Annotated in this window: 13 protein-coding genes; all 13 read right to left on the bottom strand. The window is 67.9% G+C overall.

The window, feature by feature from the left end:
* Window positions 1-8: 8 nt before the first annotated feature.
* Window positions 9-614, bottom strand: a complete 606-nt coding sequence (locus ACYVOM_RS05840) for a TetR/AcrR family transcriptional regulator (RefSeq protein ID WP_460302170.1) — start codon at window positions 612-614, stop codon at window positions 9-11.
* Between the two features lie 293 nt (window positions 615-907).
* Window positions 908-4798, bottom strand: coding sequence for a DNA-directed RNA polymerase subunit beta' (locus tag ACYVOM_RS05845; RefSeq protein WP_460302171.1), 3891 nt, complete (start codon window positions 4796-4798; stop codon window positions 908-910).
* A 12-nt stretch (window positions 4799-4810) separates the two neighbouring features.
* Entirely contained in the window at window positions 4811-8281 is a 3471-nt protein-coding gene (rpoB, locus tag ACYVOM_RS05850; protein ID WP_460302172.1) for a DNA-directed RNA polymerase subunit beta, read from the bottom strand.
* 432 nt (window positions 8282-8713) lie between these two features.
* Complete coding sequence (locus tag ACYVOM_RS05855; RefSeq protein WP_460302173.1) at window positions 8714-9589, bottom strand: hypothetical protein; 876 nt, start codon at window positions 9587-9589, stop codon at window positions 8714-8716.
* Complete coding sequence (locus tag ACYVOM_RS05860; RefSeq protein WP_460302174.1) at window positions 9586-10056, bottom strand: hypothetical protein; 471 nt, start codon at window positions 10054-10056, stop codon at window positions 9586-9588. The genes ACYVOM_RS05855 and ACYVOM_RS05860 overlap by 4 nt, the downstream gene beginning before the upstream one ends.
* 14 nt (window positions 10057-10070) lie before the next feature.
* A complete protein-coding gene (locus ACYVOM_RS05865; protein ID WP_460302175.1) occupies window positions 10071-11444 on the bottom strand; it encodes an MCE family protein in 1374 nt (457 codons plus the stop codon).
* Window positions 11441-12646, bottom strand: a complete 1206-nt coding sequence (locus ACYVOM_RS05870; RefSeq protein WP_460302176.1) for an MCE family protein — start codon at window positions 12644-12646, stop codon at window positions 11441-11443. Before ACYVOM_RS05870 ends, ACYVOM_RS05865 begins: the two co-directional genes overlap by 4 nt.
* Complete coding sequence (locus tag ACYVOM_RS05875) at window positions 12646-13914, bottom strand: MCE family protein (RefSeq protein ID WP_460302177.1); 1269 nt, start codon at window positions 13912-13914, stop codon at window positions 12646-12648. Before ACYVOM_RS05875 ends, ACYVOM_RS05870 begins: the two co-directional genes overlap by 1 nt.
* 8 nt (window positions 13915-13922) lie before the next feature.
* Window positions 13923-15005 carry an MCE family protein gene (locus tag ACYVOM_RS05880; protein ID WP_460302178.1) on the bottom strand — a complete coding sequence of 361 codons (1083 nt, stop codon included), beginning with the start codon at window positions 15003-15005 and terminating at the stop codon, window positions 13923-13925.
* Window positions 15002-16057, bottom strand: coding sequence for an MCE family protein (locus tag ACYVOM_RS05885; RefSeq protein WP_460302179.1), 1056 nt, complete (start codon window positions 16055-16057; stop codon window positions 15002-15004). The genes ACYVOM_RS05880 and ACYVOM_RS05885 overlap by 4 nt, the downstream gene beginning before the upstream one ends.
* Window positions 16054-17322, bottom strand: coding sequence for an MCE family protein (locus ACYVOM_RS05890; protein WP_460302180.1), 1269 nt, complete (start codon window positions 17320-17322; stop codon window positions 16054-16056). Before ACYVOM_RS05890 ends, ACYVOM_RS05885 begins: the two co-directional genes overlap by 4 nt.
* On the bottom strand, window positions 17323-18138 hold the full coding sequence (locus tag ACYVOM_RS05895; RefSeq protein WP_460302181.1) for an MlaE family ABC transporter permease: 816 nt from the start codon (window positions 18136-18138) through the stop codon (window positions 17323-17325).
* Window positions 18138-18959: an MlaE family ABC transporter permease gene (locus ACYVOM_RS05900; RefSeq protein WP_460302182.1), complete on the bottom strand. Its 822-nt coding sequence runs from the start codon at window positions 18957-18959 to the stop codon at window positions 18138-18140. Before ACYVOM_RS05900 ends, ACYVOM_RS05895 begins: the two co-directional genes overlap by 1 nt.
* Between the last annotated feature and the right edge of the window lie 3 nt (window positions 18960-18962).

An 18962-nucleotide genomic window follows, 5' to 3' on the forward strand; every position in this document is an offset into this window, starting at 1 on the left:
AGGGCTGCTCAGACGGGGGCGTCGTCGCGCAGGAGCGGATCGATGGAGCTGTGGAGGTGGCGGCGGAACCGGGCGACGGTCTTGCGGTCGCCCGTGCCGACGTGGCCTCCGTCGGCGGACGGGATCCCGCCGAACACGAAGGTCTGGACGCTCCACACGATGCTCCAGATCACCAGTTCCATGTCGATCTCCGGACGGACGAGGTCGGCCGTCAGCTCGGAGACCGCGGCGATCTGCGGGCTGGAGTAGAGGCGTTCGATGTCGCGGAGGTCTGCCGCGTCGTGCATCCGGCGCTGCATCCAGAGGGCGGCCTCGCGCGGGTGGTCGACGAAGTGGTCGAAGTACTGGTCGATCAGCCGGTGGATGCCCGCGGCGTCGTGGGTGTAGGTGGCGACCATGCCGTCCAGGAGCGCCTGCTCCTCCTCGTGGACGTGCTTGACCACCGCCAGGTAGACCTCTCGTTTGCCGCCGAACTCGGTGCGGATCGCCGCGACGGGCAGGCCCGCCACGTCCGCGATGAGCTGGCTCGTGGTCTGGTCGTAGCCCAGTTCGGCGAACAGCCCGAGAGCCGCGTTGAGCAGCCGCTCTCCGGTTTCCGAGGTCGGCTCGGTCACCCTGCTGCACCTCCTTGTCCGGCTCCTCCGAAGGATAACAACGAGATAACGGAGTTCGGACGGGCGGGGTCGCGGCCGGGTGGGCGGACGGGCGGGGCGCGGAAGGCTAGGGTCGGCCCATGGGACTGGTGAACGTTGTGGTGGTGGCCGGGGTGTGCGGTCTCGTCGCGCTGGCCTGCGTGGGGCTGATCAGGGTGCTCGGCCGCCTGGGCTGACCCCGGACCCGCCCCCACCCCGGAAACGGGGAAGGGCCCCGTCCTCGCGGACGGGGCCCTTCACACGGTGCTGAGGGATCAGCGGTTGTACTGGCCGAAGTCGTACTCCTCCAGCGGGACGGCTTCGCCGGAGCCCGTGCCGAAGGTGTACTCGCCGGCCTCGTCGTAGGAACCGACGCTGTAGACGGCCGCCTTCGCCTCTTCGGTCGGCTCGACCCGGACGTTGCGGTACTGGGGCATGCCCGTACCGGCCGGGATGAGCTTGCCGATGATGACGTTCTCCTTGAGGCCCAGCAGGGAGTCGCTCTTGGAGTGCATGGCGGCCTCGGTGAGGACGCGGGTCGTCTCCTGGAAGGAGGCGGCCGACAGCCAGGACTCGGTGGCGAGCGACGCCTTGGTGATGCCCATGAGGACCGGACGGCCCGCGGCGGGGGTGCCGCCCTCGGCGACCACCGAGCGGTTGGTCCGCTCGAAGATCGGCCGCTCGACCAGGTCACCCGGCAGCAGCGAGGTGTCTCCGGCCTCCAGGATGTTCACGCGCTTGAGCATCTGGCGGACGATGATCTCGATGTGCTTGTCGTGGATCGACACACCCTGCGAGCGGTAGACCTCCTGGACCTCCTGGACCAGGTGGAGCTGGACCGCGCGCGGGCCGAGGATGCGCAGCACCTCGTGGGGGTTGACCGCACCCTTGATCAGCTGCTGGCCGACCTCGACGCGGGCGCCCTCGAAGATGCCCTCCTCGAAGCGCGAGCGCATCGAGACGGGGTACGCGATCTCCTCGGAGCCGTCGTCCGGCACGATGACGATCTTGCGCGTGCGCTCGGTCTCGTCGATCTTGACGCGGCCGGCGACCTCGGTGATCGGGGCGACACCCTTGGGGATGCGCGCCTCGAACAGCTCCTGGACACGCGGCAGACCGTGCGTGATGTCGCCACCGGCCACACCACCGGTGTGGAAGGTGCGCATCGTCAGCTGGGTGCCGGGCTCACCGATCGACTGCGCGGCGATGATGCCGACGGCCTCGCCGACGTCCACGCGCTTGCCGGTGGCCAGCGAGCGGCCGTAGCAGGCGGCGCAGACACCGATCTTGGCCTCGCAGACGAGGGCGCTGCGGGTCCTGACCTCTTCGACGCCCGCCTCGATGAGGCGGGTGATGACCGCGTCGGACAGGTCGGTGTCGGCCGGGTAGATGACCGTCCCGTCGACCTCGACGTCCGTGGCGATCGTCCGGCCGATGAGGCTGGACTCCGACGTCCCGAGCTTGATCAGCGAGCCGTCCGCGGCGCGGTCGTTCTCGGCGATCCGGAACGGGATCGTGCGGTCGGTGCCGCAGTCGAACTCGCGCACGATGACGTCCTGCGCGACGTCCACCAGACGACGGGTCAGGTAACCCGAGTCGGCGGTCCGCAGCGCGGTGTCGGCAAGACCCTTGCGGGCGCCGTGCGTGGAGATGAAGTACTCCAGGACGGTCAGGCCCTCGCGGAACGAGGACTTGATCGGCCGCGGGATGGTCTCACCCTTCGGGTTGGACACCAGACCGCGCATACCGGAGATCTGCCGGACCTGCATCGGGTTACCGCGCGCACCGGAGTTGACCATCATCCAGATGGGGTTGTCCGGGTTGCTCTTGAACTCGTCCATCATGTCGTTCGCGACCTCGGTGGTCGCGTGCGTCCAGATCTCGATGAGTTCCTGGCGGCGCTCGTCGTCGGTGATCAGACCGCGCTCGTACTCGCGCTGCACCTTCTCCGCGCGGCGCTCGTAGCCCTCGAGGATGCCCGCCTTGTTCGGCGGCGCGATGACGTCGCCGATCGAGATGGTGACACCGGAGCGGGTCGCCCAGTGGAAGCCCGCGGCCTTGAGCGCGTCCAGCGCGGCGGCCACCTCGACCTTGGGGTAGGTCTCGGCGAGCTCGTTCACGATGACCGACAGCTGCTTCTTGCCGACCTCGTAGTTCACGAAGGCGTAGTCCGCGGGCAGCGTCTCGTTGAACAGGGCGCGGCCGAGCGTGGTCTCCAGCCGGAACGGCTGGCCCTGCTCGTAGGACTCCGGCGCGACCCAGCCGCGCGGCGGGACGATGTCCTTGAACCGGATCTGGATCTTCGCCTGGAGCGAGAGCTCGTTCCGGTCGTAGGCCATGATCGCCTCGGACACGTTGGTGAAGGTGCGACCCTCGCCCAGCGCTCCTTCGCGCTCGCCGGTCAGCCAGTACAGGCCGATGACCATGTCCTGGGTCGGCATGGTGACGGGCTTGCCGTCCGACGGCTTCAGGATGTTGTTCGTCGACAGCATGAGGATCCGGGCCTCGGCCTGGGCCTCCGCAGACAGCGGCAGGTGCACCGCCATCTGGTCGCCGTCGAAGTCCGCGTTGAAGGCGGTGCAGACCAGCGGGTGGATCTGGATGGCCTTGCCCTCGACGAGCTGCGGCTCGAACGCCTGGATGCCGAGCCGGTGCAGCGTGGGCGCGCGGTTCAGCAGGACCGGGTGCTCGGTGATGACCTCTTCCAGCACGTCCCACACGACCGGGCGGGCCCGCTCGACCATCCGCTTGGCGGACTTGATGTTCTGCGCGTGGTTGAGGTCGACCAGCCGCTTCATGACGAACGGCTTGAACAGCTCCAGCGCCATCTGCTTGGGCAGACCGCACTGGTGCAGCTTCAGCTGCGGGCCGACGACGATGACGGAACGGCCCGAGTAGTCGACGCGCTTGCCGAGCAGGTTCTGGCGGAACCGGCCCTGCTTGCCCTTGAGCATGTCGGACAGCGACTTGAGCGGGCGGTTGCCCGGCCCGGTGACCGGACGGCCGCGGCGGCCGTTGTCGAACAGCGCGTCGACGGCCTCCTGGAGCATCCGCTTCTCGTTGTTCACGATGATCTCGGGCGCACCGAGGTCGAGAAGGCGCTTGAGGCGGTTGTTCCGGTTGATCACGCGGCGGTACAGGTCGTTCAGGTCGGAGGTGGCGAAGCGGCCACCGTCGAGCTGGACCATCGGCCGCAGGTCCGGCGGGATCACCGGGATGCAGTCGAGCACCATGCCGAGCGGGCTGTTGGTGGTGTTGAGGAACGCCGAGACGACCTTCAGCCGCTTGAGCGAGCGGGCCTTCTTCTGGCCCTTGCCCGTGCGGATGATCTCGCGGAGGCGCTCCGACTCCTCGTCGAGGTCGAAGTTCTGGAGCCGGGCCTGGATGGCCGCGGCGCCCATGCCGCCCGCGAAGTACTTGCCGAAGCGGTCCCGCATCTCGCGGTACAGCATCTCGTCGCCCTCGAGGTCCTGGACCTTGAGGTTCTTGAACCGGGTCCACACCTCGTCGAGGCGGTCGATCTCGCGCTGCGCGCGGTCGCGCAGCTGCTTCATCTCGCGCTCGGCGCCCTCGCGGACCTTGCGGCGCTGGTCGGCCTTGGCGCCGGCCTGCTCCAGCTCGGCGAGGTCCGCTTCCAGCTTCTGCTGGCGGGACTCCACGTCGCTGTCGCGGCGCTGCTCGAGCTGCTGGCGCTCGACGGAGACGTGCGCCTCCAGCGTCGGCAGGTCGCGGTCACGGCGCTCGGTGTCGACGCTCGTGATCATGTAGGCCGCGAAGTAGATGATCTTCTCGAGGTCCTTCGGGGCGAGGTCGAGCAGGTAGCCCAGCCGCGACGGAACGCCCTTGAAGTACCAGATGTGGGTCACCGGAGCGGCGAGCTCGATGTGGCCCATCCGCTCGCGGCGCACCTTGGCCCGGGTCACCTCGACGCCGCAGCGCTCACAGATGATGCCCTTGAACCGGACGCGCTTGTACTTGCCGCAGTAGCACTCCCAGTCCCGGGTCGGACCGAAGATCTTCTCGCAGAAGAGCCCGTCCTTTTCCGGCTTGAGGGTCCGGTAGTTGATGGTCTCGGGCTTCTTCACCTCGCCGTGCGACCACTGACGGATGTCGTCGGCGGTCGCCAGGCCGATGCGCAGCTCGTCGAAGAAGTTGACGTCTAGCACTGGCTACTCCTCTCAGACTTCCTCGACGCTGGACGGCTCACGCCGCGACAGGTCGATTCCCAGCTCTTCTGCGGCCCGGAACACGTCCTCGTCGCTGTCCCGAAGCTCGATGTTCATGCCGTCGCTCGACAGCACCTCGACGTTCAGGCAGAGCGACTGCATCTCCTTGATGAGCACCTTGAAGGACTCGGGGATGCCGGGCTCGGGGATGTTCTCGCCCTTGACGATGGCCTCGTAGACCTTCACGCGGCCGAGCACGTCGTCGGACTTGATGGTCAGCAGCTCCTGGAGGGCGTAGGCGGCGCCGTACGCCTCCAGCGCCCACACCTCCATCTCGCCGAACCGCTGGCCGCCGAACTGCGCCTTACCGCCCAGCGGCTGCTGGGTGATCATCGAGTACGGGCCGGTGGACCGGGCGTGGATCTTGTCGTCCACGAGGTGCAGCAGCTTCAGGATGTAGATGTAGCCGACCGAGATCGGGTCCTTGAACGGCTCGCCGGAGCGGCCGTCGAACAGCCGCGCCTTGCCGCCCGGGCCGACCATGCGGTTGCCGTCGCGGTTCGGGATGGTGCTGTCCAGCAGACCCTGGACATCCTCCTGGTGCGCGCCGTCGAAGACCGGCGTGGCCGTGTTGGTCCACGGCTCGGCCTCTTCCAGGCCGATGGCCTTCAGCTGGCGCTTCCAGTCGGCGTCGTCGCCCTCGATCTTCCAGCCGCGGGAGGCGACCCAGCCGAGGTGGGTCTCCAGGACCTGGCCGACGTTCATACGACCAGGAACACCGAGCGGGTTCAGAACGATGTCGACGGGGGTACCGTCCTCCAGGAACGGCATGTCCTCGACGGGCAGGACCTTGGAGATGACGCCCTTGTTGCCGTGGCGGCCGGCGAGCTTGTCGCCGTCGGTGATCTTGCGCTTCTGGGCCACGTAGACGCGGACCAGCTCGTTCACGCCGGGGGGGAGTTCGTCGCCCTCCTCGCGGGAGAACACGCGAACCCCTATCACCTTGCCGGACTCGCCGTGCGGGACCTTCAGAGAGGTGTCGCGGACCTCGCGGGCCTTCTCACCGAAGATCGCGCGCAGCAGCCGCTCCTCGGGGGTCAGCTCGGTCTCGCCCTTGGGCGTGACCTTGCCGACGAGGATGTCGCCGGTGACGACGTCGGCGCCGATGCGGATGATGCCGCGCTCGTCGAGGTCGGCCAGGACCTCCTCGGAGACGTTCGGGATGTCCCGGGTGATCTCTTCGGGGCCCAGCTTGGTGTCGCGGGCGTCGACCTCGTGCTCCTCGATGTGGATCGAGGACAGGACGTCGTCCTGCACGAGGCGCTGCGACAGGATGATCGCGTCCTCGTAGTTGTGGCCTTCCCACGGCATGAACGCCACGAGGAGGTTCTTGCCCAGCGCCATCTCGCCCTGGTCGGTGCAGGGGCCGTCGGCCAGGACCTGGCCCTGCTCGACCCGCTGGCCCTCGTTGACGATCGGCTTCTGGTTGAAGCTGGTGCCCTGGTTGGACCGCTTGAACTTCGCGACGCGGTAGGTCTGGCGGGTGCCGTCGTCGTTCATGACGGTCACGTAGTCCGCGGAGACCTCTTCGACGACACCGGCCTTCTCGGAGGTGATGACGTCGCCGGCGTCGGTCGCGGCGCGGTACTCCATGCCGGTGCCGACCAGCGGCGCCTCGCTGCGCAGCAGCGGGACGGACTGGCGCTGCATGTTGGAGCCCATGAGCGCGCGGTTGGCGTCGTCGTGCTCCAGGAACGGGATCATCGCGGTCGCGACAGAGGTCATCTGGCGTGCCGAGACGTCCATGTAGTCGACCTCGCTGGCGCGCGCCAGTTCGGTCTCACCGCCCTTGGTGCGGACCAGGACGCGGCCTTCGGCGAAGGAGCCGTCGGCGTTGAGCAGCGAGTTGGCCTGCGCCTTGACGTAGCGGTCTTCCTCGTCGGCGGTCAGGTAGTCGATCTGCTCGGTGACCTTGCCCTCGACGACCTTGCGGTACGGGGTCTCGATGAAGCCGAACGGGTTCACCCGGCCGAACGCCGCGAGCGAGCCGATGAGGCCGATGTTCGGGCCTTCCGGGGTCTCGATCGGGCACATGCGGCCGTAGTGCGACGGGTGGACGTCACGGACCTCCATGCCGGCGCGCTCACGGGACAGACCGCCCGGACCCAGCGCCGACAGGCGGCGCTTGTGGGTCAGGCCCGCGAGCGGGTTGGTCTGGTCCATGAACTGCGACAGCTGCGAGGTGCCGAAGAACTCCTTGATCGACGCCACGACCGGGCGGATGTTGATCAGGGTCTGCGGGGTGATCGCCTCGACGTCCTGGGTGGTCATCCGCTCGCGGACGACGCGCTCCATGCGGGCCAGGCCCAGGCGGACCTGGTTCTGGATGAGCTCGCCGACCGAGCGCAGGCGCCGGTTGCCGAAGTGGTCGATGTCGTCGACCTCGACGGGGAGGCTGCGGCCGTCGGGAGTGGTGAACTCCTCCTCGCCGGCGTGCAGGCGGACCAGGTACTCGATCGTGGAGACGATGTCGTCCTCGGTCATGGTGCCCTGGTTCATGTCCAGGTCCAGGCCCAGCTTCTTGTTGACCTTGTACCGGCCCACCTTCGCCATGTCATAGCGCTTGGGGTTGAAGTACAGGTTGTTCAACAGGGTCTGCGCCGACTCCTTGGTCGGCGGCTCGCCCGGGCGCAGCTTGCGGTAGATGTCGAGCAGCGCCTCATCCTGGTTGGCCGTGTGGTCCTTCTCCAGGGTGATGTTCATCGACTCGTACGAGCCGAAGCGCTCCCGGATCCGCTCCTCGTCCCAGCCGAGCGCCTTGAGCAGGACGGTGACGCCCTGCTTGCGCTTGCGGTCGATGCGCACTCCGACGTTGTCGCGCTTGTCGATCTCGAATTCCAGCCAGGCGCCCCGGGACGGGATGACCTTGCAGCCGTAGATGTCCTTGTCGGACGTCTTGTCGAGCTGGCGGTCGAAATAGACACCGGGGGAGCGCACGAGCTGCGACACGACGACGCGCTCGGTGCCGTTGATGATGAAGGTGCCCTTCGGGGTCATGAGCGGGAAGTCGCCCATGAACACCGTCTGGCTCTTGATCTCACCGGTGGTGTTGTTGATGAACTCCGCCGTGACGAACATCGGGGCGGAGAAGGTCATGTCCTTGTCCTTGCACTCGTCTACCGAGTACTTGGGCGGCTCGAACCGGTGATCCCGGAACGAGAGGGACATGGTCCCGGAGAAGTCCTCGATGGGACTGATCTCCTCGAAAATCTCTTCAAGACCGGACTGAGTCGGTACATCCCTGCGACCTGCATCCTGGGCCGCCTTGACCCGGTTCTTCCAACGCTCGTTCCCGAGCAGAGTGTCGAACGACTCTGTCTGGAGAGCAAGAAGATCCGGGACTTCCAGCGGCTCATTGATGCGCGCGAAGGAGACGCGGTTCGGACCGGTCAGGGTCTTCGAGGCGTTGCGCGAGGCTGCCAAGAGTGGTCCTTCCGAGGGCTCGCGGCGGTACGGGCGTGCACGCCAATGCATCCCCGAAAAACCCGTGGTGCTCGATAGGGTCCCGGCCTTGTGATGACCGGCGGCCGGACCAAGATCACGGCATGGTTGCACGGAGGATAGCTAAAGGGCAGCGCAAAGGGGCAGTGTAGCCGACTGCCACACCGCTTGCAAGCCTACATTCGCTATGCACATCACAGTTGCCTCGCAGCATCGTCCTTCGAGGCGGCCAAGTCAAGGCCGCACAGGGACTTTTCGGGCCCTGATCAGCAGTGACAAGCCTCATAGTTTAGAGACGTGGGTCACATGGAATAACCACAAACCCGCAGGTTCCGAAACGGCGAAGGACCCCCCAGATTGAGGGGCCCCTCACAGTACGGGAAAAGATCTTTGACCGGGCGGTCCCGATCTCCGTCAGCCGAGAACGTCCAGCTTGGAGACGAGCCACTCGCCGTCCTCGTCGACCATGGTCAGGCGCAGGCGGTGCTGCTCGATGTGCGCCTCGGCGTCCTTGCTGGTGGTCTGCTGGTTGAGGAAGACCAGCACGGTCACCGAGCCGTCGTCCTTGACCGACTCGATCCCGGCCTTGCTCGTCGAGCCGACGGTGACGGCCTCCTGCTCGGGCGCGGACTGCAGCAGCTTCGCGGCGCTCGCCTCGTACACCTCGTGGAAGTCGCCGGTGGTCTCGTCCAGGACCGCGTCGATGTCCTGCTGGATCGTCCGGTAGTCCCACGAGGAGATGTGCTGGGCCGCCGCGGCGGCCGAGCGGACCGCCTTGTCGATCTCGTCCTGGGACGGGGTGCCGCGGCCCGCCGTCCACAGCCACGCCGTCGACGCCCCCAGGGCGACCACCAGGACGCCCAGGACGGCCAGGACCCAGACGGGCACCTCCGGGCCCGAGGAGGCGCGCTCGGCCTTCTGCGCGGACTTGGCGGCCTTCTTCGCCTTCTTCTGCCCGGCCTTGGCCGCCTTGCCGGCCTTCTCGCCGGACTCCTTGCCGGACTCCTCTGTCGCCACGACGGCTTCCGCGTCGTCCGCCTCGTCGGCGGCGGCCTCGGCATCGTCGGCTTCAGAGCCGGCTTCGGGGTCGGTGTCGGTCTCGGGGTCGGTGTCGGTCTCGGGGTCGTCGGTCACCGTCGCGCCCGAGGCTTCGTCCTCGACGAGGTCGCCCAGGGTGAGCTGGCCGTCGACCTCCTCGACCTCCGTCGCTTCGGCCTTCGCGGCCTCCGGGTGCGCCGCCTCGGCCTCTTCGAGGGTGTCGGGCCGCGCGGTCTCGGTCGCTTCGCTCACAGCGCCACTCCGAACTTCGAGACGAGCCACTTGCCGTCGACCTTGGCCACGTCGAGCACGAACCGCATGTAGCGGGGCGTGCCCTCGGGGACCGACGGGCTGGTCACCAGCGCCGACACCGCGACGATCACCTCGGCGGAGTCGGCGTCGCCGCCGGTGAGGCCGGCGCTGAGCACCTCGGCCTCGGACTTCGCCTGGGTCTTGGTGACCTCGTCGATGAAGGTCTGGGAGTTCTCGGCGTACTGGTCCTTGAAGGTCCCGGTCGTGCCGGCCAGCACCCGCTGGATGTCGTCGTTGATGGTCTTGTAGTCGAGCGTCATCATGTTGAGCGCGGTCTGGCGGGCGGCGTTCACCGCGCCGTCGCGGTCGCGTTCGGCCTCGGCGGCGTCCATCGCCTGCTTGCCGAGCACCACGGTGCTCGCCAGGAGCACGGCGGCGAGGAGCGCGAGGACCACCGCCGCGCCCATCCGGAATCTGCCGCCTAGGACAGCGGACCGAGCAGCAGCCACTTCCATGACTCCTCCCCCAAGAGGTTCTGGGCTCCCCCGGAGGAACCGATCGTGTAGGTCACGCCGTCAGGGCCGGTGTACTTTCCGGAGGTCGGATCGTAGCCGGTGACAAAGACGGAGTTCGAGCTGTTCGTCTGGTAGACGGTGGTTTCGTCATCGTCGGCCGAGACGTTCTGCCGCGTGCTCGCGGCGGGCGGCTCGCCCGCGCCGTCCAGCGCGCCGGGGGGAAGCGCGATGTTCGGGCGGGGCTTCGGCGTGTTCTTGGAGCCGCGGACGCTCACCGACTTGTCCTTGGACGTGCAGCCGATGTCCGTGCGGGCCGGAAGGTCCTTGGTCTGCTGCGGCCAGCGCGGATCGGTCTTCTCGTAGCCCTCGGTGCAGGGCGCCGGGTCGTCGATGTTGAGGGCGAGGCCGAAGTGCTGGTAGCCGTCGCCCGGCATGACGGTCTGGGCGCCCGCCACGGTGAACGGGAACATGATCAGCATCGAGCGCAGGCCGTCCTGGCGGGCGGTCAGCACCTGGCCGGTGCCGGTGAGGTTCGCCAGCAGGACGGGCAGGTCGTCCGAAAGGCCGTCGATCAGGGCGTCGGCCTGGTCCACGGCGGGCTCGACCGCGTCGATGTCGGCCCGGATCGACGGGTCGTCCTTGCGGATCGACTCGGTCAGCGCGGCGAGGTTGCGGGCGAAGGTCTGGATCGCGCCGCCGTTGTCGCGCTGGGAGTCCAGGAAGGTGCCGCCGCTGTCGAGCAGCCGGGAGGTGGTCTCGAAGTTCTCGTCCGCCTCCTTGATGATCTTCCCGCTGTCGTCGAGGATCGACTGGAGGTCGCCGCCCGCGCCGTTGAAGGCGAGGTCGAGCTCGTCCACGATCGTCTTGAGGTCGTCGGCGTTCACCGACGTGACGGTGTTGTCGAGGTTGCGCAGCAGGTCGGCGGTCTTCACCGGGATCCGCGCGTCGGTGATCGTGAACGGATCGCCCTCGTCCAGGTAGGGCGCCTTGTCGCTGCGGGGCTGGAGGTCGACGTACTGCTCGCCGACCGCCGACCGGTTGGCCACGACCGCGACGGTGTCGCGCGGGATCCGGTACCCCTTGTCGAGGACGAGTTCGATCCGGACCCCGCCGTCGACCAGGTCGATCGGGCCGACCTTGCCGACCGGGACGCCCTGGTAGGTGACCTCGGAGTTGGTGAACGCGCCGCCCGAGTCCGGGACCTGCACGTACGCCTTGTAGGTCTGGTTGAACAGGCCCCCGCCGATCCCCACGTACCGGACCAGCGTGTAGCTGACGCCGAGCACCGTGACGATCAGGAAGACCACGAGCTGGATCTTGACGCCGCGCTTGAGGATCACGACAGGCCTCCCGTGAGCAGGGACTGGACGGCCGGGTCCACGTCGTCGCCCATGCCGATCGAGGGCAGGATCGACGTGCCGGCCCCGGCCTCGTCGCCGACGCCCAGCACCCCGGGCGGGGTCTGGTTCACGCTGATGCCGGGCGGGCTGACGAGGTCGCGCAGCGCCTCGGCCTGCTTGTCCAGCGACTTCTTGAGCGTCTTGTCGTACTCGGTGCCGGTGAGCAGGTTGTGCGCCAGCTCCTCCATGTCCAGCGAGATCGTCATGTTCATGTTCGCGAAGTCGCCGCGGACGGTGTTGGAGAACGCGTCGGAGAACGGGAACGTGAAGATCGTGCCGAGGTGCTCGGGCAGCTTGTCGCCGGTCTTGTTGAGGTTCTTCAGCACCGGCTGGAGGTTGCGCAGGTTGGTCAGCATGTCCCGCTGCGAGGCCTTGATGACCTTGGTGCTGATGTCGCCGAACTTGTCGAGGCCGACCAGCATCTTGGTGAGGTCCTTCTGGTTCTCCTCGAGGACCGCGATCGCCGGCTCGGTCTTCTCGATCGTGTCGGCGATCGTCTCCTTCTCGTTCTCCAGCTTCACGAGCAGGTCGTCGATCTTGTCGAGCGCGTCGGTGATCGTGTCGCGCTGGCGGTCGAGGGTGCCGACGAAGGTGTCGATCCGGCGCAGCACCGACTTGATCGACTCCTCGCGGCCCGACATCGCCGCGTTCAGCTCCTTGGTGATCGTCGAGATCTGCTCGATGCCGCCGCCGTTCAGCAGCAGCGACATGGCCGACAGCACCTCCTCGACCTCGGTGGAGGAGGACGTCGCGGCCATCTCGATCTCGTCGCCGTCGCCGAGTTCGCCGGTGGCGCCCTGCTCGGGCGGGCTGATCGCCACGTACTTCTCGCCGAGGAGGCTGGTCTGGCTGATCGTCGCGACGGCGTTGTCGGGCAGTTTCACCGCCTTGTTCAGCCGGACGGTGACGAGCGCGCGCCAGCCTTCCAGCTCGATGTCCTCGACCCGGCCCACGTTGACGTCGTTGACCTTGACCGTCGACTGCGGGACGAGGTCGAGCACGTTCTCGAACTCGATCGAGACCTCGTAGGGGTCGTCGCCGAGGTCGGGGCCGCCCGGCAGCGGGATCGACTGCACGCCCTGGAAGCCGCAGCCGGCGAGGGCCAGCGACGTCCCGGCGAGCGCGAGCGCGAACCGTCTCATCAGTTGCCACCTCCGAGCAGCAGGCCGCCGAGGGACGGGTCGGTGGTGGTGGACACGCCACCGGTACCGAGCCCCTGCCCCTTGCCGTCCTTGCCGTCCTTGCTGGAGCCGCCGGTCTTGCCCTTGGGCTTGCCGTTCGGCCCGTAGGCGTCCGGCGGGAGCGGCTCGGGGTTGTACGTGGTGGTCATCGCCGTGATCCAGGAGATGTCCAGCGAAAGGTCGATCGGCAGGCCGCCGCTGATCGGCGCGAGGGTGTCGAGGCACTCGTCGGCGGGGGTGCCGAGCGAGTAGGCCAGCGAGCAGATCCAGTCCGCGGGGTTCTTCAGCATCCGGAAGTTCGTGCGGGTGTGCAGGGTGCCGGAGATCGGGTCGTAGGCGCGCGTCATGTTGCTGATGCCGATCGGCGCGGTCTCCAGGAACTCGGCGAGCTCGTCCTGCCGCTTGACGAGGATCGCGGTCACCTCGGCGAGGTCGTTGACGTCGTCGGACAGGGCCTCGCGGTTGTCCTTCACGAACTCGGTGACGTTGTCGAGCGTCGGCGCGAGGATCTTCAGCGCCTGGCTGAGCTCCTCCTTCTCGCCGTTCAGCTGGACCGACACGTCCGACAGGTTCCGGGTGAAGCTGCGGACCGCGTCGTCGTTCGCGGCCAGCGCGCTGGTGACGCCTTCCAGGTTCTCGATCGTCGCGGTGATGTCCTCGCGGTTCTCACTCAGCGTGGACAGCACCTTCGCCGAGTCGTCGAGGGTGCCGCGGATGTCGGAGCCGGTGCCGTCGAGGTTCTTGGCGGTGACCTCCAGCAGCCGCGACAGCGAGCCGTCGGCGTTGGCGCCGTCGGGGCCGAGCGCCAGCGACAGCTCGTTGAGGCTCTGCGCGACCTGGTCGACCTCGACGGGGACGTCGGTCTGCCCGATCGGGTAGGTGCCGCCGTCCTCCATCGCGGGACCGGTCTTGTAGACCGGCGTGAGCTGGACGAACCTGTCGGACACCAGCGACTGGGAGACGATGACGGCCTTGCCGTTCGCCGGGACCTTGTACTTCGACGCGTAGTTCAGCACGACCTTGACGGAGGCGCCCGCCGGCGTCACCGACTCGACCTCGCCGACCGGGATGCCGAGGATGCGGACGTCGGCCCCCGCGTACAGGCCGACCGCGTTGGAGAAGTAGGCGGTGACGCGGTTGCGGGGCTCGCCGGGCCAGAACAGCACCGCCGCCGTCACGGCCACGGCCGCGACGACCAGCGGCACCAGGGCTTTGAAGAAGGTTCGCACGGGGGACCTCACGGGAGCAGCGGGAGCAGGCCGTCGCCGGCCGACTCGGGCTTGGAGTTGTTGCCGGACTGGCCCTTCTTCTTGCCGGTCTTCTTGTCTGACTTGTTCTTCTTGTCCGTCGAGGCGTCGCCGATCGAGACCGGCACCGGCAGCAGGTTCTGGATGTAGCTGTCGAACCAGCGGCCCTGGCCCGTCGCGTCCGTGAACTGCCTGCCGTAGACGGCCATCAGCTCGATCGTCCGGTCCAGGTTGTCGCGGTTGTCGAGGAGGATCCCGGTGACCTTCTTCAGGTTGGCCAGCAGCGGCTTGATCTCGTCCTCGTTCTCGTCGATCAGCGCGTTGAGCTGCTGGGCGAGCGCGTAGGTGTTGACCAGGAGCTCGTGGATCGTCTGCCGCCGCGCCTTGACCGCCTGGAGCACCCGGTCGCCGTCTTGGACGAGCTGGACCAGATCGTCCTGCCGGTCGTTCAGCACGCCGGTGACGTCCTTGGCGCGGTCGATCAGCTCGCTCAGGTCGTCGTCGCGGCTGGAGATCGTCTCGGAGATCCGGCGCAGGCCCCGCAGGGACGCCTTGATCTCCTCCGGCGAGTTCTCGAAGGTCTCCGACAGCGTGTCGAAGGACTGCGCGAGCTGGTCGGTGTCGATGTCCTCGACGGTCGTCGCCAGGTCCGAGATCGCCGGGACCACCTCGTAGGGGGTGGTCGTCCGCGAGATCGGGATGGCCTGGCCCGGCTTCTGCTCGGTCCTGCCGCGCGGGTCGAGCGCCAGGAAGTGTGCGCCGAGCAGGGTCTTGATCTTGATCTCGACCCGGGTCGCGTCGCCGACGCGGACGTCCTCGGTGACCTTGAAGTCGACCCGCACGTGGTCGCCCTCCAGTTCCATGCCGGTCACCTTGCCGACCTTGACGCCCGCGATCCTGACCTCTTCGCCTTCCTTCAGGCCGGCCGCCTCGGCGAACTGCGCGTGGTAGGTCGTGCCGCCGCCGATCACCGGAAGGCTGTCGAGGTTGAGCGCGAGGGTGATGCCCACCGCGATCCCGGCCAGCGCCACACCGCCGAGGACCGCGGGGTTCCTCTCTCTGAACGGCCTCACTGCTTGCACCTCGCGTTGTCGTTGACGAGCTTCGGCGTGTAGTAGGCCGGCGCCCCCGGGAGCACGATCCGCGCGTCCATCGAGCAGAGGTAGTAGTTGAACCACGAGCCGTAGGAGGAGGTGCGGCCGAGCTTCTCCAGCCGCTCCCGGGTCTGGCCGAGGCTCGTGTCGATCACCTTGCCGTTGTCGGCGAGAGTGCGGGTCAGCTCGTTGAGCCCGTCGATATCGGTCTTCAGCGACGGGCGGGCGTCCACGAGCAGGTTCGCGGTCACGTCGGAGAGGGTGTTCAGCGAGTCCAACGCGTCGAAGATCGCCGTCCGGTCGCCGGCCACGCCGCTGACGAAGCCGTTCAGCTCCTTGATCAGGCGGCTGGTCTGGTCGGTCCGGTCGGAGACCGTCGACAGGACCTCGCTCAGGTTCGTGATGACCCGGCCGATGACCTCGTCGCGGTCGGCGAGCGTGTTCGTCAGCGACGCCACGTGCGACAGGAGGCTGTTGATCGTGCCGCCCTCACCCTGGAGGACCTTGATGATCTCCATGGACAGCTGGTTGACGTCACCGGGCTCCAGCGCCTGGAACAGCGGCCGGAAGCCGTTGAACAGCACGGTGAGGTCGAGCGCCGGGGTCGTCTGCCCGACCGGCAGCGCGCCGCCGGGCTTCAGCACGTCGCCCGGCGTGCCCGCGCCCTCGGAGAGCGCGAGGTAGCGGGTGCCGATGAGGTTGCGGTACCGGATCTGCGCCTTGGTGCTCTTCGGCAGGCCCTGCACGAACGGCCCGGTCTTCTCGACCGTGAAGGACACCTCGGCGTACTGCTCCTCGCCCTGGGACACCAGCTCGATGCCGGTCACCTGGCCGACGCGCACGCCCGACACCCTGACCTCGTCGCCGTCCAGGAGGCTCGTGGCGTCCTGGAAGACCGCCTTGTACTCGACGGTCGGGCCGAACGCCCGGTTCGCGATCGCCACGCCCAGCATGCCGGTCAGCACGGACGCGACCGCCACGAACACCAGCAGCTTCACGCCCGCCACCGCGGTGCGCCTGTTCTCACTCACTTGAGGGTCACCACCTTGCCGCCGACCAGGGGGCCCAGCAGCAGCGTCGCGAAGTCGGGCACCGTGGAGGCGTCCTGCTGGAGCGTCGGCGCCGCGACGGCCTTCACCAGGTCCTCCTGGCTCATGTCAGCACCCGGCTGCACGAACATCTCCGACATCCCGCGCTGCTTCCACCAGATGTCGTCCTCGGTGCCGTCCAGCGCGACGTAGTCGGGGAACGGGACCTCGGGGTTCGGCAGGCCGTAGCACCGCGGCTTGCGGTAGTCCTTGGCCTCCGGCAGGTCCAGCGGGGCCTTGTAGGCAGGGCGCGGCTTCACGATCTCGATGTAGAGGTTCGAGGAGGGCCGCTTGTTGTCGCCGAACGCCTCGTTCGCGCGCGGCGCCATGACGTCGATGCCGTCGAAGATGCACGGGAACGACGGGGAGTACGTCGCGAGGAGCTGCAGCACCTGCTTGGACGCGATGTTCACGCCGACGATCTTGTTCCCGTTGTCGAACATGAACCGGGTGCCCTTGTCGGCGACCGCGGTGACCGCGGGGATGAGCGCCTCGATGGCGTCCTCCTTCTCCACGATCGTCGACGACGTCACGTTGATGTTCCGCAGCGCCTGCATGAGGTCCGGGGTCGCGTTCGCGTACACCTGCGACACGTCGCCGGCCGCCTCGAAGTCGTAGAGCAGCTTCTTCAGCTTCGGGTTCACCTTGCCGAGCAGCCCGTCGAGCTGCTCCAGGTTGTCGCCGAGCTGGTCGCCGCGGCCGTCGAGGGCCGTCGCGATCGCGTTGAGCGTCGCGTTCAGCTTGGCCGGCTCGACCGCCTGCAGCAGCGGCATGACGTCGTCCAGGACCTTGTTGATCTCGACGGTCTCCTGCGAGGTGTCCTGGCGCAGCACCACACCGCTGCGCACCGGCTCGCCCGGCTGGGCCGGAACCGCCAGGTCGATGTACTTCTCGCCGAACAGCGTCTTGGGCAGCAGCCTGCCCGTCGCGTTCGACGGGACGTACTTGGCCTTGTCCTCCTGGATCGCCAGCTCCATCACGGCCCCGCCGCCGTCGGCCGAGATGGAGCGCACCTCGCCGACGATGAGGCCGCGGATCTTCACGTCCGAGTGCTCCAGCAGCTGCAGCCCGGCCCGGTCGGTGGTGAAGCGCACCTTCACGACCGGGGTGAACGCCTTCTGGTAGAAGGCGGCGCACAGTGCGAGCAGCAGCAGGCACACGACAATGAAGGCGACTCCGAGGGTCCGGAGCCTGATCTTCTCGCTCATCTACCCCGCCACTCTCACGCTCGTGGTGGTGCCCCAGATCGCCAGGCCGAGCAGCAGGTCCAGCACGTTGATCGTGACCAGGCTCGTGCGCACCGAGCGCCCCACCGCCACGCCGACGCCCGCGGGGCCGCCGGAGGCGTGGTAGCCGTAGTAGCAGTGGATCAGCATGACCAGGGTGGCGAAGATGAGCACCTTGCCGAACGACCAGAGGATGTCGTAGGGCAGCAGGAACAGATTGAAGTAGTGGTCGTACGTCCCGCCGGACTGGTCGAAGAAGAACGTCACGATCACGCGGGTCGCGACGTACGACGACAGTAGGCCGATGACGTACAGCGGGATCACCGCGATGAGGCCGGCCACCAGCCGCGTCGACACCAGGAACGGCAGCGACGGGACCGCCATGACCTCCAGCGCGTCGATCTCGTCGGAGATCCGCATCGCGCCGAGCTGCGCGGTGAAGCCGCAGCCGACCGTCGCCGACAGCGCGAGCGCGCTCACCAGGGGCGCCAGCTCGCGGGTGTTGAAGTAGGAGGCGATGAAGCCGGTGAACGCCGAGGAGCCGATCTGGTCCAGCGACTTGAAGCCCTGCAGGCCCAGCTCCGCGCCGGTGAAGAACGTCATGAAGCCGACGATCACCGCCGAGCCGCCGATCACCGCGAGGCCGCCGGTGCCGAGCGACACCTCCGCGAGGAGCCGCAGCACCTCGGTGCGGTAGCGGGTGATCGCCTTGAAGAACCAGGCGAACGCGCGCCCGTAGAACGACAGCTGCCTGCCGAGGTCGTCCAGCCGCTCCAGCGGCTTGCCGAGAGTCGACATCACATGCCCTTCGCCGGGACGAGCTGGAGGTACAGGGCAGAGATGAGCGTGTTCTCCAGGAACAGCAGCATGAACGTGATGACCACCGTCTGGTTCACCGCGTCGCCGACGCCCTTGGGGCCGCCCTGCGCGTTCAGGCCCTTGTAGGCGGCCACCAGGCCCGCCGTCAGGCCGAACACGAACGCCTTGAACTCCGCCTGGTACAGGTCGGGAAGCTGCGCGATGCCGCTGAACGACGCGAGATAGGCGCCCGGCGTCCCGCCCTGCAGCATCACGTTGAACACGTAGCCGCCGACGATGCCGACGACGCTCACCAGGCCGTTGAGGAACAGCGCGATGAAGGCGCACGCGAGGGTGCGCGGGACGACGAGGCGGTGCAGCGGGTTGATGCCCAGCACCTCCATCGCGTCGATCTCCTCGCGGATCTTGCGCGCGCCGAGGTCGGCGCACATGGCCGAGCCCGCCGCGCCCGCGATGAGCAGCGCGGTGACGATCGGGCTGACCTCGCGGACGATCGCGATGACGCTGGTGGCGCCGATGTAGGACTGCGCCCCGAGCTGGCGGACCAGCCCGCCCATCTGGAGGGACAGGATTCCGCCGAACGGAATCGCCACCAGCACCGTCGGAATCACCGTGACCCCGACGATGAACCAGGCCTGCTGGATGAACTCGCGCCACTGGAAGGGCCGTTGGAACATCGCGCGGAACACGTCGAGAGACAGGGCGAAGAACCGCCCCGGCTCCTTCACCAGGAGGTTGAACGCGCCATCGGCGACCGGGCGCAGCCCCGAGGGGGCTGCGCCATGTCGTGCCGTCTTCATGGG

This window comes from Actinocorallia aurea, assembly GCF_054783995.1.

Excerpts from the sequence above, each read along its gene's own strand:
- ACYVOM_RS05860 (WP_460302174.1), bottom strand. The coding sequence starts at position 10,056 with ATGGGCGCGGCGGTGGTCCTCGCGCTCCTCGCCGCCGTGCTCCTGGCG.
- ACYVOM_RS05870 (WP_460302176.1), bottom strand. The coding sequence starts at position 12,646 with ATGAGACGGTTCGCGCTCGCGCTCGCCGGGACGTCGCTGGCCCTCGCC.
- ACYVOM_RS05890 (WP_460302180.1), bottom strand. The coding sequence starts at position 17,322 with ATGAGCGAGAAGATCAGGCTCCGGACCCTCGGAGTCGCCTTCATTGTC.
- ACYVOM_RS05895 (WP_460302181.1), bottom strand. The coding sequence starts at position 18,138 with ATGTCGACTCTCGGCAAGCCGCTGGAGCGGCTGGACGACCTCGGCAGG.
- ACYVOM_RS05900 (WP_460302182.1), bottom strand. The coding sequence starts at position 18,959 with ATGAAGACGGCACGACATGGCGCAGCCCCCTCGGGGCTGCGCCCGGTC.